The 14,862-nt window shown below is 67.4% G+C and carries 16 protein-coding genes; 8 read left to right on the forward strand and 8 right to left on the reverse strand.

Annotated elements, in window-relative coordinates; translation table 11 throughout:
• Positions 1-152: 152 nt before the first annotated feature.
• The 3 genes from zupT to ACO6VK_RS17270 form a co-directional block, all read right to left on the reverse strand.
• On the reverse strand, positions 153-962 hold the full coding sequence (gene zupT / locus ACO6VK_RS17260) for a zinc transporter ZupT (RefSeq protein ID WP_422509263.1): 810 nt from the start codon (positions 960-962) through the stop codon (positions 153-155).
• Positions 963-1,107: 145 nt separating this feature from the next.
• The gene (locus ACO6VK_RS17265) at positions 1,108-1,524 is read right to left on the reverse strand and encodes an energy transducer TonB (RefSeq protein WP_422509265.1); all 417 of its coding nucleotides are present in this window, start codon (positions 1,522-1,524) and stop codon (positions 1,108-1,110) included.
• Positions 1,525-1,528: 4 nt separating this feature from the next.
• On the reverse strand, positions 1,529-1,870 hold the full coding sequence (locus ACO6VK_RS17270) for a 4a-hydroxytetrahydrobiopterin dehydratase (protein ID WP_017357207.1): 342 nt from the start codon (positions 1,868-1,870) through the stop codon (positions 1,529-1,531).
• Positions 1,871-1,960: 90 nt separating this feature from the next.
• Between ACO6VK_RS17270 and ACO6VK_RS17275 the strand changes: the two genes are divergently transcribed.
• Together ACO6VK_RS17275 and ACO6VK_RS17280 are read left to right on the forward strand one after the other, a co-directional pair.
• A complete protein-coding gene (locus ACO6VK_RS17275) occupies positions 1,961-2,560 on the forward strand; it encodes an NfuA family Fe-S biogenesis protein (RefSeq protein ID WP_422509267.1) in 600 nt (199 codons plus the stop codon).
• 9 nt (positions 2,561-2,569) lie between these two features.
• Positions 2,570-4,342 (forward strand): hypothetical protein, encoded by a 1,773-nt coding sequence (locus tag ACO6VK_RS17280; RefSeq protein ID WP_422509269.1) that lies wholly within the window; start codon positions 2,570-2,572, stop codon positions 4,340-4,342.
• 28 nt (positions 4,343-4,370) lie between these two features.
• On the opposite strand, the gene ACO6VK_RS17285 is transcribed toward ACO6VK_RS17280, so the two are convergent.
• Entirely contained in the window at positions 4,371-4,799 is a 429-nt protein-coding gene (locus tag ACO6VK_RS17285; RefSeq protein ID WP_422509270.1) for a barstar family protein, read from the reverse strand.
• Entirely contained in the window at positions 4,796-5,251 is a 456-nt protein-coding gene (locus ACO6VK_RS17290; RefSeq protein WP_422509272.1) for a ribonuclease domain-containing protein, read from the reverse strand. Before ACO6VK_RS17290 ends, ACO6VK_RS17285 begins: the two co-directional genes overlap by 4 nt.
• A 234-nt stretch (positions 5,252-5,485) precedes the next feature.
• Here ACO6VK_RS17290 and ACO6VK_RS17295 point away from each other — a divergent pair, with 234 nt between their 5' ends.
• Positions 5,486-6,097, forward strand: coding sequence for a superoxide dismutase (locus ACO6VK_RS17295; protein ID WP_422509276.1), 612 nt, complete (start codon positions 5,486-5,488; stop codon positions 6,095-6,097).
• A 66-nt stretch (positions 6,098-6,163) separates the two neighbouring features.
• Here the strand turns inward: ACO6VK_RS17295 and ACO6VK_RS17300 are convergent, their stop codons facing one another.
• Positions 6,164-6,994, reverse strand: coding sequence for an endonuclease/exonuclease/phosphatase family protein (locus ACO6VK_RS17300; protein ID WP_422509278.1), 831 nt, complete (start codon positions 6,992-6,994; stop codon positions 6,164-6,166).
• A gap of 174 nt (positions 6,995-7,168) precedes the next feature.
• On the opposite strand from ACO6VK_RS17300, the gene ACO6VK_RS17305 reads away from it, so the two are divergent.
• Complete coding sequence (locus tag ACO6VK_RS17305) at positions 7,169-8,731, forward strand: oligopeptide:H+ symporter (RefSeq protein WP_422509280.1); 1,563 nt, start codon at positions 7,169-7,171, stop codon at positions 8,729-8,731.
• A gap of 8 nt (positions 8,732-8,739) precedes the next feature.
• Positions 8,740-9,369, forward strand: a complete 630-nt coding sequence (locus ACO6VK_RS17310) for a rhomboid family intramembrane serine protease (protein ID WP_422509282.1) — start codon at positions 8,740-8,742, stop codon at positions 9,367-9,369.
• 120 nt (positions 9,370-9,489) lie between these two features.
• Here the strand turns inward: ACO6VK_RS17310 and ACO6VK_RS17315 are convergent, their stop codons facing one another.
• On the reverse strand, positions 9,490-9,669 hold the full coding sequence (locus ACO6VK_RS17315) for a hypothetical protein (protein ID WP_411851472.1): 180 nt from the start codon (positions 9,667-9,669) through the stop codon (positions 9,490-9,492).
• 264 nt (positions 9,670-9,933) lie between these two features.
• On the opposite strand from ACO6VK_RS17315, the gene ACO6VK_RS17320 reads away from it, so the two are divergent.
• The 3 genes from ACO6VK_RS17320 to cfa all read left to right on the forward strand — a co-directional run bounded on the left by ACO6VK_RS17320 (position 9,934) and on the right by cfa (position 12,295).
• A complete protein-coding gene (locus tag ACO6VK_RS17320; RefSeq protein ID WP_422509284.1) occupies positions 9,934-10,248 on the forward strand; it encodes a GNAT family N-acetyltransferase in 315 nt (104 codons plus the stop codon).
• Positions 10,249-10,311: 63 nt separating this feature from the next.
• Entirely contained in the window at positions 10,312-11,166 is an 855-nt protein-coding gene (locus tag ACO6VK_RS17325) for a DUF3298 domain-containing protein (RefSeq protein ID WP_422509286.1), read from the forward strand.
• A 10-nt stretch (positions 11,167-11,176) separates the two neighbouring features.
• On the forward strand, positions 11,177-12,295 hold the full coding sequence (cfa, locus tag ACO6VK_RS17330) for a cyclopropane fatty acyl phospholipid synthase (RefSeq protein WP_422509288.1): 1,119 nt from the start codon (positions 11,177-11,179) through the stop codon (positions 12,293-12,295).
• Between the two features lie 128 nt (positions 12,296-12,423).
• On the opposite strand, the gene ACO6VK_RS17335 is transcribed toward cfa, so the two are convergent.
• A complete protein-coding gene (locus tag ACO6VK_RS17335) occupies positions 12,424-14,589 on the reverse strand; it encodes a M3 family metallopeptidase (RefSeq protein ID WP_422509290.1) in 2,166 nt (721 codons plus the stop codon).
• Positions 14,590-14,862 lie beyond the last annotated feature (273 nt).

Genomic DNA, 14,862 nt, shown 5'->3' on the forward strand with positions numbered 1-14,862 from the left:
GTGTGTGTTGTGGTCCAGATGAGAACAACACACGATGTCGGCGGTTTTCCCTCCCCCCCCCCCCCCCCCCCCCCCCGACGCCGGCCCTGCTCAGGCCATGCATCCGCCCGAGCGCTGTTCGCCAAGGTCCGTGAAGCAGCCGGGCAGAAGGTTCACCATTTGAACAGGACCAGGCTGATGGCCAGGCTGCCCATGCCGGCCACCAGGCCGTACACGGTTTCGTGGCCCTTGGCGTAGCGTTTGGCGGCCGGCAGGAGTTCGTCCAGGGCCAGGAACACCATCACCCCGGCGATCAGGCCGAACACCCAGCCGAAGGTGGCGTGGTTGAGCACGCCCGACAGGGCGAAGTAGCCGATCGCCGCCCCCACCGGCTCGGCCAGGCCGGACAGCAGGCTGGCGCCGAAGGCATAGAACTTGTTCTGCGTGGCGAAGTACACCGGAACGGCAATCGCGATGCCTTCGGGGATGTTGTGGATGGCGATGGCGAAGGCCAGCGGCATGCCCACCGAGGGGCTTTCCAGGGTGGCGAAGAACGTGGCCAGGCCTTCGGGGAAGTTGTGCGCGGTGATCGCGATCGCGGTCAGCAGGCCGACCCGCTTGATGTAGGCCTTGTTGTTGTCACGGAACAGCGGGTCCTGCTTGTCCAGGCTTTCGTGCGGGTTCGGGATCAGGTGATCGATCACCACGATCAGCAGCACGCCGGCCAGGAAGGCCATCGTGCCGTAGGCGAAGCCGGTCCGCGCGTCGTAGGCCAGGGTGAACGACGCGATGGCCTTGTTGAGGATCTCGGTCAGCGACACGAACACCATCGCGCCGCCGGCGAAGGCCAGTCCGAACGCGAGCAGGCGGGGGTTGGGGCGACGCGAGAACAGCACCATCAGGCTGCCCAGCCCGGTAGCCAGGCCGGCAGCCAGGGTCACCAGCAGGGCGACCCATACGTTTTCGCTCGAAATATCCAGCATGCGCTACAGCATCCTTTGCACGGGTAACAACGCGCCGTCGCCCCCGGTTGTCGTCACGCCGCGGAAGCGGCGCGCGGGGCAGGCGGTGCGTGATCAGGGGGATGGAGCTGGCGTGCGCTGGCGTCCGGGGGCGGGGGTGGGGCGGTCAACCGCCCCGGCGCAGCCGCTCTTCGACCGAGAAACATTCGTCGGGCTTGACAAACGGCGGGGTGAAGCTGACCGGCACCTGGATGGTGGTCGACACCGTCTGGCCGGCGCGGGTAGCGGCCTTGAACTGCCAGGCCTGGACCGCCTTCTTCGCCAGCTCGTCGAGCCGGGCGCTTTCGCTGCCGGTGACCAGGGTCACCTCGGCGGGGGCGCCGTCGGCATTGATCACGACCTTGAAGGTGCTGGTGCCGCCGACGTGCTGGCAGGCCAGTTCGATCGGGTACTCCGGCGGCGGCGTCTTCACCGCAGCAACTTCGGTGGGCGGTGCCACCGGCGCGGCCGGTTCAGCGGGCTTGCTGCAACCGGCCAGGGCGGCCACGGCGATGCTGGACAACAGGATGGACGACAGTTTCATGGGGTCACTCCGTGAGGGCCGAGGCCTTCGCTGCGCAGATGAAGTCGTTCTCGCTCAGCCCGCCCACATCGTGGGTGGAGAAGCGCACCACGGCACGGTCGTAATGCACGCCCAGGTCGGGATGGTGGTCCTCACGGTGGGCTACCCAGGCCAGGGCATTCACGAACGCCATCGTGCCGTGGTAATTATCGAAGCGGAACGTCCGGGTCAGGGCCTGGCCCTGTTCGGCCAGCTCCCAGCCGGGCACCTGCGCCAACAGTTCGGCCACACGGGCGGCGCCCAGCTTGTGGTCGCTGCCTTTGCGCGGTACGCAATGGGCCTGGGCCAGGGGAATCAGGTCGGCCATGCAATCCTCCACCTCTAGATGTCTGAACAATGCGCCGTTCAGTGTATAAACCGAATGAGCGCGTAACGAGCGATTGGCTAGAATAGCCTGATGATCCAGATATCCGACACTGCCCAGTCCTACTTCCGCAAGCTGATCGAGCGCGAGGCCGTGCCCGGCATGGGCGTGCGCCTGAGCGCGGTCGATCCCGGCACGCCGCGCGCCGACGCGCGGCTGGAATTCGCCGAACCCACCCAACTGCTCGGTGACGAGTGGGCGGTGGATTGCGACGGGTTCACCCTGTACGTCGATGCCACCAGCGTGGCCTGGCTCGACGGCGCCGACATCGACATCGTCGCCAACGCCGCCGGCAGCCAGCAGCTGACCATCAAGGCGCCCAAGATCAAGGGCGAGGCGCCCACCGATGCCGCCTCGCTGGTCGAGCGCGTGCGCTGGGTGGTGGAGAACGAAGTCAATCCGCAGCTGGCCTCGCACGGCGGCAAGGTGGCCGTGCAGGAAGTGTCCTCCGACGGCGTGGTGCTGCTGCGCTTCGGCGGCGGCTGCCAGGGCTGCGGCATGGCCGATGTCACCCTCAAGCAGGGGATCGAGAAAACCCTGATGGGACGTGTGCCCGGCATTACCGCGGTGCGCGACGCGACCGACCACGAGAGTGGCGACGCGCCGTACATTCCACGCGGCACGGCCGCCTGACCGCACTGCGTGCCCTTGCGCCGAGCCGACGAGATTCTCGACTGGTTGCTGGCACGCCAGCCGGATGAACGCATCCTGGAAAAAACCACGGGCCTGCCATACGGCTGGGGCCTGTGGCTGCGTGCGCTGACGCCGCTGCCGCGCCCGCCGCGCGCCACCGGCTTCGTGACGGAGATGCTGCAGCGGCCGGTGCCCGTGTCGACAGGTCGCCTGCCGGCGCTGGGCGGTGTACAGGCGGTGCGCCGCCTGTTCTGGCAGACCTGGGACCCGGCCCCGCGCGACCAGCGCTGGATGCGTTGGACCTCGGCGGTGATCAGTGCGCTGCTGCACGTACTGTTTGCGGTGCTGCTGCTGTGGGTGGCGTTGGTGCGCACCCCGGTCGATCCGGAGGAGGGCGGCGAAGGCAACCGCATCCAGGTCGCCTTCGTCGGGAAGGGCACACCCGCCGTGGATGGCGGTGGCGCCTCCAGCGCCGAAGCCGTTGCGGCCAATGCGCCGGCCACGCAGATCGATGCCACCGCGGCGGGAGCGTCGGCGCAGGCCGCCACGCTGTCACCGTCGCCGGCGGCCGAGCCGACCGACGCCAGTGCGTCGGCCGCCGCGCCGCCACCGGCGGTCGCCGAGCCCGCTCCCCCGGCCGAGGCGACGCCGGCCAATGAACAACCGCTGCAGGCCACCGTCGTGCAGGAGGCCACCACCGATTTCGTGGTGCCGCCGCCGAGCCTGCCGCGCACCGAAGTCCGTGTGGTGCCGCGCGAACCGCAGGACGTGACCGTGCGCGAACGCACCGTGGCCGTGGTGGAAACACCGGTGGCGCGCCCGACGGTGCCGATGCAGGCCATGCCGGTGCCGCCGCGCGACCGCACTCCGGAGGTCAGCGTGCGCGAGCGCGAGGTGACCCTGATGAGCGAGCGCCCGGTGCCGATGCAGATGCCGCAGTCGCGGGTGGAGGCCACCGTGCCGCAACGCGAACTGCAGGTGCGCGAACGCGAGGTGCAGCCGGCACCGACCGCGCCGGTGGCGATGGCCCCGGTGCCGCAGCGCGAGGTCAACGTGCGCGGTGCGGCGGCGGACGTCGAGGTGCGCGAACGCAGCATTCCCAATGCGGCCCCTCGACCGGCACCGAGCGCGCCCACCGCCGCGGCCGCCGGCACCAGTACCAGTGCCGCGACCACGTCGTCTCCGTCGACCACCGCCGCACCGGTCCGTGATGGCCCGGCCGCGTCGGCGCCGGCCAGTTCGCGCGCGGGCACGCAGCTGGCGCCGCAGCCTGGCAGCTGGGCGACGCCGCAGCGGGGCGATGACTGGGGTGCCGATGCACAGGCGCGCGATGGCGCGCGGCGCGGCGCGCAGCAGGCCAACCAGGCCGGGACCGGTCTGTTCAATGCCGACGGCAGCGTGCGGGTGCCGGGCGATGACGGCAAGGGCGACCACGAGCGTGGCGCGCCTGGCGGCGACAAGGATGGCTGGAGCCGCGAGCGCATCGCGCAGTCGGGCACCTGGCTCAAGCGCCCGCCGTACGACTACACCCCGACCTCGTTCGACAAGTACTGGGCGCCGAACGAGTCGCTGCTTGCCGAGTGGGTGCGCAAGGGCATCAAGGCGGTGGAGATTCCGATTCCCGGCACCAGCACCAAGATCTCGTGTGTGGTGTCGATGCTGCAGTTCGGCGGCGGCTGTGGCCTGACCAATCCGAACATGAACGACCAGCCGGCCGTCGCGCGACCGCCGCCGGACATCCCGTTCAAGAAGGAACTGCAGGAAGACAACGGCAGCCGTTGAGGCCCGCGGCCTCAACGCATTCGCCTTGTTACGGCTCTACCGCGGCGTCCTGCAGCGCCACGAACGCCCAGAACGGCACGTTCTGCCCGCTCCAGTGCGCGCTGGCTTCATCGAGGATGTCCAGCAGGGTGTCGAAGTCGGCCGCCGCGCCAGCGCGCAGGTCGTCGGCATCGTTGAAGAACAGCGCATAGCCGTTGGCCGGCAGCCACTGCAGGTCGCGCAGGCTGTCGGTGAGCGCATCCCAGTTGCCGCCGAAGCCGGACGGGAAGTCCAGCTGCGCGGCCATGCGCATCAGCAGCGTGCGCTTGTCGCTGCAGCCGGCCAGGTCGATCCGGCAGATGCGCAGGCCGGCGTCGCGCATCGCGGCCGAGAGAGGGGCGACATCGTCGTTGCCGATGGCGTAGACGCCGGCATTGTTGATGTCGTGCAGGCCCAACTCGAATCCATCATGTGTCATTGCCAGCTCCCGGCCGGTGGTACGTCGAAACTGCGGAAGGTTTCATAGTGGTCGTCGGTATAGAACCACGCGGCCGGCGGGTTGCCGCCGGTAACGATGCGCCGCGCGCCGCGGTTGCCGGCGCCCGGGGTGTCGACGGTGTATTCGCGGTAGTACCCGCGCGGGCGTTGCGGCAGGCGCTGCTCGCGGTTGCCGAACACGCTGCCGTCCTGGCGGTGCGGGTAGGGGCCGCCCTGCTGGATCAGGGCGAGCGTGCGTCGCGCTTCGGCCGGCAGGAACGGCGGCAGCGCATCGTGCGGTCGCGTCGTTGCGGACGCGGGCGCAGGCGCGGCGTCCGGCTGGGTCAGCGACGGTGCGAACTGCGGCGGCGGCGGACGCTGGGCCAGCTTGATGGTGGCGAGGCCGCCGACCAGCAGCACGATGGCGAGCAACAGCAGCAGGGGCTTGCGCATGAGGACAGGGCAGCAGGAAAGGTGACGCGTACTCTACCGCCATCGGCCTGCATCGCGGATGAGGCGGCGGTTGAGCCGCCGCGCTGCGCCGTCACCGTTGCATAACAATCGCGCGGGGCTGCCGGCGCGACGAAGAATCCTTTACATGCCCCTTGGTATGCTCGTTGACCATCCCCATCATCGACACCGCAACGCCCGGTCTTCGCCGGGTGAGTGAGCTACCAGGAGAACCACATGGCCTACACCCTGCCCAAGCTGTCCTACGCCTACGACGCGCTCGAGCCGCACATCGACGCGGCCACGATGGAAATCCACCACAGCAAGCACCACCAGACCTACATCAATAACGTCAACGCGGCGTTGGAGGGCACCGAGTTCGCCGACCTGCCGGTCGAAGAGCTGGTGAAGAAGACCAAGTCGCTGCCGGAAAACCTGCAGGGTCCGGTGCGCAACAACGGTGGCGGCCACGCCAACCACTCGCTGTTCTGGACCGTGATGTCGCCGAACGGCGGCGGTGCACCGGTCGGTGACGTCGCCAAGGCGATCGAGTCGCAGCTGGGTGGCTTCGATGCCTTCAAGGATGCCTTCACCAAGGCCGCGCTGACCCGTTTCGGCAGCGGCTGGGCGTGGCTGAGCGTCACCCCGGACAAGAAGGTCGTGGTCGAAAGCAGCGCCAACCAGGACAGCCCGCTGATGGACGGCAACACGCCGATCCTGGCGCTGGACGTCTGGGAGCACGCGTACTACCTGAAGTACCAGAACCGTCGCCCGGAATACATCGGCGCGTTCTTCAACGTGGTCGACTGGAACGAAGTCGAGCGTCGTTACCAGGATGCCATCGCCTGATTGCAGGGCGTGGATGACCAGCGGCCAGGCAGCGATGCCTGGCCGTTGTCGTTTGGAGCGGGGGAACTACAGCGTTTCGCCCTGCAGGCGCAGCGTGGCCATCACGCCCAGGCGCAGCGCGCCCGTCTCGCCGTCGGTGGCCGGGAGCCTGACGTTCTCCTGGCGCAGGCCATCGAAATGCTTCACCTGGAACAGCACGTCCAGGCCGTGGCCGCGCGCCGCGCCGGCCATCGACGGCGGATCGACCCGCTCGCCCGGGTTCTTCCGCGCCGGCTGGAAGCCCGGCGTGGTGCGGACCAGCTCACCGGCCTCGGCTGAAAAGTCGCCGGCAATCAGCGAGGGCAGCCCATCGGAGGTGGCGCCGATCCAGGTCATCAGGTCGCTGGTCTGATGGCGGCGCACGTCCGGCTCGTCCGGGTCCGGGCGCAGCCGCGCGATATAGATGTTGACCAGCTCCTCCTGCACCTTGACCCGCATCATGCCGGCGGCGCTGAACTGGCCGGGCGGGTGCAGCAGGGTGACGCCGTCTTCGGTGACCGGCAGCCGGGTCAGCATGGCGCTGCCGTGGCGCAGCGGCTGGCTGGGCGGGTCGGCGGTGACGAAGTCGCAGCTGTAGCGCAGGCGCGTGGCCAACCAGCAGGCCGGGTTGCGGCCCTGGCTCTGCAGGACCCGCTGCACGGCGATGACGTCCGGCTGCAGGGATTCCAGCAGCTGCAGCACCTGGTCGCGGCGCTGCTGCCACTGGCCGTCGTCGGCGGCCGGCAGTTCCAGGGTGGCGATCTTCAGCAGCCGCGGGCCGCTCTCGGCCTGGCGCGCGCTGGCCGCAGGGGCAGACACGACAAGCGCCAGCAGCAGGAGCCATCCTGGCCAGCGTTCCAATACAGCAGTCGACGTCATGCGCATAACGATAAGTTTACGCTTTGTCCGTCGACGCTTCGTGACTTCCGGCAGCATCTGACGCCATTGGCCTGCCATGTTCACCGGCCGCTGTCATGTAGGGCCGCAGCGTGCGCCGGTGTGGGGCTTCCGGTAAGCTCGCGCCCTTTCGTATTCGCAGGACAGCCCCATAGGATGAGCACGATCGCAGCCGCCAGCGCTGGCAAGGGAAAGATGCCGCGCCAGATTCCCTACATCATCGGCAATGAGGCCTGCGAACGCTTCAGCTTCTACGGGATGCGCAACATCCTGGTGCAGTTCCTGATCACCTCGCTGCTGCTGCAGGAGATCACCGCGGATGGCCGGGCCGGCGAGGCCAAGGACATCATGCACAGCTTCATGATCGGCGTGTACTTCTTCCCGCTGCTGGGCGGCTGGCTGGCCGACAAGTTCTTCGGCAAGTACCACACCATCCTGTGGTTCAGCCTGATCTACTGCGCCGGCCATGCCTGCCTGGCGGTGTTCGAGAACAGCCGCGAAGGCTTCTTCGTCGGCCTGGGCCTGATCGCACTCGGCGCCGGCGGCATCAAGCCGCTGGTGGCCTCGTTCATGGGCGACCAGTTCGACCAGAGCAACAAGCACCTGGCCAAGCTGGTGTTCGATGCCTTCTACTGGATCATCAACTTCGGCTCGCTGTTCGCCTCGCTGCTGATTCCGCTGGCGCTGAAGAACCTTGGCCCGCAGTGGGCGTTCGGCATCCCGGGCATCCTGATGTTCGTGGCCACCTTCGTGTTCTGGATGGGCCGCAAGCGCTACGTGCTGGTGCCGCTGCCGCCGAAGGACCCGCATTCGTTCGGCAACGTGGTGCGTACCGCGCTGTCGGCGCAGGTGCCGGGCAAGGGCCGTCCGGGTCGTACCCTGGCCATCCTCGGCGCGGTGCTGGCCGTGGCCTCGATGGGGCTGGTGGGCAGCCTGGGCATCGTGATCTGCCTGTGCATCGCGCTGGTGCTGGTGCTGGCCGGCGTGGGTGGCGGTACCTGGATCCAGCTCGACCGCGCCCGTGCGGTGCATCCGGCCGAAGCCGTGGAAGGCGTGCGCTCGGTGCTGCGCGTGCTGGTGATCTTCGCGCTGACCACGCCGTTCTTCTCGCTGTTCGACCAGAAGGCGTCCACCTGGGTGCTGCAGGGCCAGCAGATGGCGATGCCGTCGTGGTTCACCGCCTCGCAGATGCAGGCCCTGAACCCGCTGCTGGTGATGATCCTGATTCCGTTCAACAACCTGGTGCTGTACCCGATGCTGCGCCGCTTGGGCTTCGAGCCGACCGCGCTGCGCCGCATGACCGCCGGTATCGCCTTCAGCGGCCTGGCCTGGATCGTGGTCGGTGGCATCCAGGTGATGATGGACGGCGGCAACGTCATGTCGATCTTCTGGCAGATGCTGCCGTACGCGCTGCTGACCTTCGGTGAGGTGCTGGTCTCGGCAACCGGTCTGGAGTTCGCCTACAGCCAGGCGCCGCAGGCGATGAAGGGCGTGGTGATGAGCTTCTGGAACCTGACCACCACCATCGGCAACCTGTGGGTACTGCTGTCCAATGCGGCGGTGCGCAACGATACGGTGACCCACCAGATCGCCAGTACCGGCCTCAGCGAGGCGGCCTTCCTGATGTTCTTCTTCGCCGGTTTCGCGTTCGTGGCGGCGTTGGCCTTCGGTTGGTATGCGCGACGCTATCGTATGGTCGACAACTACCGGACCGCCTGAGTACCCCCATGTCCCTGACCCCCGTCAACCTGTTGCTGATCGCCATCACCGTCCTGGTGTCGTGGATGGCGTTCAATAACCGCGCCCTGGCCGATCGCCTGATCCTGTGGCCGCCGGCGGTGGACCGCCGCCGCCAGTACGACCGGCTGGTGACCTACGGGTTCATCCACGCCGATCTTGGCCACCTGGCCTTCAACATGATCACGCTGTTCTTCTTCGGCGGGCAGATCGAACGGGTGATGGTGCAGCTCACCGGCAGTTACCTGACCTATCCGGCGTTCTATCTCGGGGCGCTGGTGGTGTCGATCCTGCCCAGCTACCTGAAGAACCAGAAGAACCCGAACTACCTCAGTCTGGGCGCGTCGGGGGCGGTGTCGGCGGTGCTGTTCGCCTTCATCCTGCTCAGCCCGTGGAGCGTGATCTTCGTGCTGTTCATTCCGGCGCCGGCGATCATCTATGCCGTGTTCTATGTGGGGTACAGCATCTGGATGGACCGCCGTGGCGGCGACCGCATCAACCACAGCGCGCACCTGGCCGGTGCCGCGTTCGGCGTGCTGTTCATGCTGATGATGCAGCCGAGCATCTTCAACCACTTCCTGCGCCAGCTGGGCAACCCCACGTTCCGCCCGCTGGGCTGATCGGTGGGGAGGGGATGGGCGGGTGCCGGCCAACGGTCGGTACCTGTCGGGACCGGGATCACCGGCACCCCGCGGCAGGTCACGGCCGTTGGTCGAGACGCGCGAAAACCGGGAGGCCGCTCAGGCGGCCTTTTTGCTGTCCGCGCCGTAGGTGCTCAGCAGGCGCGCATAGACTTCATTGTCGATCTGGTCGAATTCCCAGCCCTGGGTCTGGCCGTTGACGGCGAGCTCGAACAGGCCTTCCAGCAGCGAGCTGTCGGCGTCCACGGGAAGGGCGGGGGAATGCGGTGCGTTGTCCATGAGGGCCTCCATAAAACGCGGTCGGGCAGGCAGGTCTCGCAAAAGCCATGCCAGCTTTCACGCCCTGTCCGTTCCCTATATCGGCTTGAACCGGGCAGGCTTTAGCGGCATCCCACGAAAAGGCGCTGCAGTGCCGACGCGCTGACGCTGGTGCGCGCGGCAGGATGTGACGCAGCGCGTCGGTGGTTGCCCCTGTTCAGGCTTCACGCGATCATGGCGGCCGGCTGCGCACTATCGCGTCAGTCGCCGCAGGAGACAGCGCTCATGGCTTCGGTCACCCCGCCCGGCTTGGCCTACGAGGTGGAGCACGATGAGGTCCAGCATCGCTTCCAGGCGAGGGTGCAGGGGCATCTGGCGTTGCTGGATTACCAGATCCAGACCCGCAACCGGCGCAAGCGGATGGTGATCACCCACACCGAAGTGCCCGAGGCGATCGGCGGCCGCGGCATCGCCGGTGAGCTGACCAAGGTGGCGCTGCGCTATGCGCGCGAGCAGAAACTCAAGGTGGTTCCAGCATGCGCCTACGCCGAGGCGTTCATGCAGCGGCACACGGAATACGACGACCTGCTGGCGGGTTGAGCAGCCGGTCATGCTTCAGGCAACACCGCTCATGATGGTGGGTTACAACAAGGGGATGTAAGGATGGACAACGCAGTAAACCGCCGCGCGCTGCGCGCCAGCGGGTTGGCTCTGGCCGTGATGCTGGCGGCAGGCTGTCAACGCGATACCGATACACCGCCGCCGGCCGCGCCGGTGGCCGATACCGCCCCGGCCGCGCCGGCCACCGGCATCGCACCGGCCGATGCGCCGGTGGAGCTGCGCGATGTCATCGAGACCTCGCCGCAGGCGGTGGTGGGCATCAGCTATCCGCCCGATCTCGCCCGTTATCCAGGGCTGGCCAAGGCGTTGGTCGCCTATGCCGACAGCGCCCGTGGTGAACTGCAGCAGGCCGTGGACGGGTTGGGCAACGACAAGCCGACCATGCCGTACGAGCTGTCGCTGAGCTTCGAGAAGCTGCTGGAAACCCCGCAGCTGGTGGTGGTCGGTGCCGACGGCAGCCGCTATACCGGCGGCGCCCACGGCGAGCCGCTGGTGGCGCGCTTTGTGTGGTTGCCCGAGCAGCAGCAGATGCTGACGGCCGACCAGCTGGTGGCCGATGCCAAGGGCTGGAAGGCGGTGAGCGTGTACGTGGCCGACCAGCTGCGCGAGCGCGTGGCCACGCGCCTGAGCGGGGACGACCTGGAGCCGGCGCAGATGCAGGAGTCGCTGCGCAACGCCAGCCGGATGATCGCCGACGGCACGGATGCAAGCGTGGAGAATTTCAGCCAGTTCCAGCCGATTACCGGCACCGACGGCAAGATCACTGCGGTGCGGTTCGTGTTCCCGCCGTACCAGGTCGGTCCGTATTCGGACGGTACCCAGTCGGTGGACGTGCCTGCCAGCGTGCTGCTGCCGCATGTCGGCGCCGCCTACGCGGGCCTGTTCGCACGCGGCTGACGGAGGCGTCATGGACGTTGGCCTGCAACAACGCGTACAGGAGTTGCTGCACGAGGCCGGCGTCCAGGTGGGCGGCGACCAGCCCCACGACATCCAGGTGCACGATCCGCGGTTCTACACGCGGGTGATGGCACATGGGTCGCTGGGGCTGGGCGAAAGCTACATGGATGGCCAGTGGGATGCGGCCAGCCTGGACGGGCTGCTGGTGCGCCTGATGCAGGCGCATCTGGACGAGCGCGTGCACGGCTGGCGCGAGGTGGCCGATGCGTTGAAGGCGCGGCTGTTCAATCTGCAGGCAGGCGCCGGCAGTTTCGACGTTGGCCGGCGCCATTACGATCTCGGCAACGATCTGTACGAGGCGATGCTGGGCCGGCGCCTGGTCTACAGCTGTGGCTACTGGCGGGATGCGCAGGACCTCGACGCCGCGCAGGAGGCCAAGCTCGATCTGATCTGCCGCAAGCTGCAATTGCGCCCGGGCCAGCGTGTGCTCGACATCGGGTGTGGCTGGGGCGAGGCACTGAAGTTCGCCGCCGAGCGCTATGGCGTCTCGGGGGTGGGGATCACCATTTCCCGGGAACAGGCCGAGTACGCACGCCGGTTGTGCGCGGGCCTGCCGGTGGAGATCCGCCTGCAGGACTACCACGACGTGGACGAGACGTTCGACGCGATCCTGTCGGTGGGCATGTTCGAACACGTGGGCGACAAGAACTACCGCGGTTATTTTGAGATGGTCCGGCGCTGCCTGCAGCCCGAGGGGCTGTTTCTGCTGCATACGATCGGCACGAATGTGTCGCGCCACCGCACCGATCCGTGGATCGCACGGTACATTTTCCCGAATTCGATGCTGCCCTCGGCGGCGCAGATCACCGCCGCGAGCGAGGGGCTGTTCGTGCTGGAGGACTGGCACGGTTTCGGCCCGGATTACGACCGCACGCTGCAGGCCTGGCGCGCCAACATAGAGGCGGCCTGGCCGCGGCTGGACGGGCAGCGTTACGACGAGCGCTTCAGGCGCATGTGGCGCTTCTATCTGGCCGGTTCGATGGCGAGCTTCCGCTGCCGGCACGCGCAGCTGTGGCAGCTGGTGCTGTCGCCCACGGGTGTGCCGGGCGGGTACATAGCGCCGCGCTAGCCGCGCCTGTAGAAAAACCGCCCGGTTTCCCGGGCGGTTTTTGTTTCAGACAGCAGATCAAGGGCGCAGCGGACTAACAGTCCGCTCTACTTCGTCCGCTTTACTTCGTCCGCTTTACTTCGTCCGCTTTACTTCTTTTCTGCGGTCAGGCCACGCTTTTCGAGCAGCGGCTCGATCTGCGGTTCATGCCCGGCGAAGTTGCGGAACAGTTCCATCGCATCGACGCTGCCACCCTTGGACAGCAGGGTTTCGCGGAAGTGGTCGCCGTTCTTGCGGCTCAGACCACCGTTCTCGCGGAACCACTTCTGGGTGTTGGCGTCGAGCACTTCGGACCAGATGTAGGCGTAGTAGCCGGCCGAGTAGCCGCCCATGATGTGGCTGAAGTACGGGGTCTTGTAGCGCGGGGGAACCGGCGCATAGTAGATGCCGTCCTTCTCCAGCGCGGCGCGCTCGAAGGCCATGACGTCCTTGGCGGCCGGGACCTGGTCCGGGCCGATCTGGTGCCAGCGCTGGTCGAGCATGGCCGCACCGAGGTATTCGGTGGTGGCGAAGCCCTGGTTGAACTTGGCGGCGGCGATCACCTTGTCGAGCAGTGCCTGCGGCATGGCGCTGCCGTTCTGGTAGTGCTTGGCGTAGTTCTTGAGGATGACCGGGTTGTCGGCCCACATTTCGTTGACCTGCGAGGGGAACTCGACGAAGTCACGCGGCACGGCGGTGCCGGAGAAGTAGGGATACTTCACGTTGGAGAACATGCCATGCAGGGCGTGGCCGAACTCGTGGAAGGTGGTGCTCACTTCATCCCAGGTCAGCAGGGTCGGCTGGCCGGCCGGCGGCTTGGGAATGTTGAGGTGGTTGGCCACCACGGGCTTGAAGCCGGTCAGCGCGGACTGGGAGACGTAGGAGTTCATCCAGGCGCCGCCACGCTTGGAGGCGCGGGCGTAGGGGTCGAAGATGAAGATCGCCAGCTGGCTGCCGTCGGCATCGAAGACGTCGTAGACGGTGACGTCGTCGTGGTAGACGGGCAGGTCGGTGCGCTGCTTGAAGGTGAGACCATACTCGAGGTTGGCGGCGTGGAAGACGCCGTTCTCGAGCACGCTCTTCATTTCGAAGTAGGGCTTGAGCTGGGATTCGTCGAAGTTGTACTTGGCCTGGCGCACCTTCTCGCTGTAGAACGCCCAGTCCCAGGCTTCGAGGGCGAAGGTGGGCTTGCCGGCGGCCTTCTGTTCCTTGTCGATCATGGCCTGCAGGTCGGCGGCTTCGCGCTTGGCGTTGGCGACGGCGGCCGGGGCGAGCTGGCCGAGCATGGCGTTGACGGCTTCGGGAGTCTTGGCGGTCTGGTTGGTAAGGTTGTAGGCGGCGAAGTTGTCGAAGCCCATGAGCTTGGCCTTGTCGGCACGCAGCTGCATGATGCGCGAGACGAGGGCGGTGTTGTCGAACTGGCCGCCGCGGCTGCCACGGGTGATGGACGCTTCGTAGATCTTCTGGCGCAGGTCGCGGTTGCGCAGGTTGGTCAGCGGCGGCTGGCCGGTGGTGTTGAGCAGGGCGATGACATACTTGCCGTCCAGTTTGCGGGCCTTGGCGGCTTCGGCGGCGGCGGCGATCTGCTCGGCCGAGAGGCCGTCGAGCTGCTTGACGTCGTCGACGACGACGGCGGAGGCATTCACTTCGTTCTGGACGTTCTGGCTGAACGTGGTGCCGAGGTTGGCCAGCTCGGCGTTCATGGCCTTGAGCTTGGTCTTGTCGGCGTCGCTGAGCTTGGCGCCCGCGCGGACGTAGTTGTCGTAATACTTTTCGACGAGGCGCACGCCTTCGGCGTCGAGGCCGAGCTGGCTGCGGGTGTCGTACAGGGTCTGGATGCGCGCGAACAGTTTGCCGTCGAGGGCGATGGCGTCGCTGTGGGCAGCGAAGCGGGCGGAGTAGTCGGCCTGCAGCTTCTTGCGCACGTCGTTGGTGTCGGCACCGACCAGGCTGTAGAAGACGGTGGTGGCGCGATCCAGGGTGTCACCGCTCTTTTCGAGGGCGATGAGGGTGTTGTCGAAGGTCGGCTTGGCCTTGTTGTTGGCGATGGCCGCCACTTCCTTCAGCTGCTGGGCCATGCCGGCATCGAAGGCGGGGGCGAAGTCGCTGTCCTTGATCTTGTCGAACTGCGGGTAGTGCAGCGGCAGCGGGCTGTCGGCGAAGAACGGGTTGGCCTGCTGGGCGGTGTTCGCGGCCGGGGTGGCGGCAACGGCGGAGTAGGCGGGCAGGGCCAGACCAAGGGTCACGGCAACGGCAAGGGCAAGACGGGTGGTCAAGGGGGTTTCTCCGGTCAGACAAGCGCCCGAGGTTAACCCGATGCGAGGGGGCCGGGCTTGTGTCGAAAGGCATGGAACGACGGGTGTGGCGGCATCCCGCCACGCACGGTAATGCCGGCCGCTGGCCGGCTCCCCGCACCCCCTGCCACGCGCGGCGCACACGCTGCCGGGGCCCCGACGCATCGCAAACGGCGGCGGTTGGGCTGCCTGCAGGCGGGGGCCGGGCCGGGCATTGCTGCGCACGCCGTGAACCCGTCCCTGGGGGCTCGTGGG

Origin of the sequence: Stenotrophomonas sp. GZD-301, assembly GCF_049310345.1 — a bacterium.
Taxonomy (GTDB): domain Bacteria; phylum Pseudomonadota; class Gammaproteobacteria; order Xanthomonadales; family Xanthomonadaceae; genus Stenotrophomonas.

Bases quoted from the DNA above. Each gene is read 5' to 3' on its own strand.
- zupT (WP_422509263.1), bottom strand. From the start codon at position 962: ATGCTGGATATTTCGAGCGAAAACGTATGGGTCGCCCTGCTGGTGACC.
- ACO6VK_RS17265 (WP_422509265.1), bottom strand. From the start codon at position 1,524: ATGAAACTGTCGTCCATCCTGTTGTCCAGCATCGCCGTGGCCGCCCTG.
- ACO6VK_RS17270 (WP_017357207.1), bottom strand. From the start codon at position 1,870: ATGGCCGACCTGATTCCCCTGGCCCAGGCCCATTGCGTACCGCGCAAA.
- ACO6VK_RS17275 (WP_422509267.1), top strand. From the start codon at position 1,961: ATGATCCAGATATCCGACACTGCCCAGTCCTACTTCCGCAAGCTGATC.
- ACO6VK_RS17285 (WP_422509270.1), bottom strand. From the start codon at position 4,799: ATGACACATGATGGATTCGAGTTGGGCCTGCACGACATCAACAATGCC.
- ACO6VK_RS17290 (WP_422509272.1), bottom strand. From the start codon at position 5,251: ATGCGCAAGCCCCTGCTGCTGTTGCTCGCCATCGTGCTGCTGGTCGGC.
- ACO6VK_RS17295 (WP_422509276.1), top strand. From the start codon at position 5,486: ATGGCCTACACCCTGCCCAAGCTGTCCTACGCCTACGACGCGCTCGAG.
- ACO6VK_RS17300 (WP_422509278.1), bottom strand. From the start codon at position 6,994: ATGACGTCGACTGCTGTATTGGAACGCTGGCCAGGATGGCTCCTGCTG.
- ACO6VK_RS17305 (WP_422509280.1), top strand. From the start codon at position 7,169: ATGAGCACGATCGCAGCCGCCAGCGCTGGCAAGGGAAAGATGCCGCGC.
- ACO6VK_RS17310 (WP_422509282.1), top strand. From the start codon at position 8,740: ATGTCCCTGACCCCCGTCAACCTGTTGCTGATCGCCATCACCGTCCTG.
- ACO6VK_RS17315 (WP_411851472.1), bottom strand. From the start codon at position 9,669: ATGGACAACGCACCGCATTCCCCCGCCCTTCCCGTGGACGCCGACAGC.
- ACO6VK_RS17320 (WP_422509284.1), top strand. From the start codon at position 9,934: ATGGCTTCGGTCACCCCGCCCGGCTTGGCCTACGAGGTGGAGCACGAT.
- ACO6VK_RS17325 (WP_422509286.1), top strand. From the start codon at position 10,312: ATGGACAACGCAGTAAACCGCCGCGCGCTGCGCGCCAGCGGGTTGGCT.
- cfa (WP_422509288.1), top strand. From the start codon at position 11,177: ATGGACGTTGGCCTGCAACAACGCGTACAGGAGTTGCTGCACGAGGCC.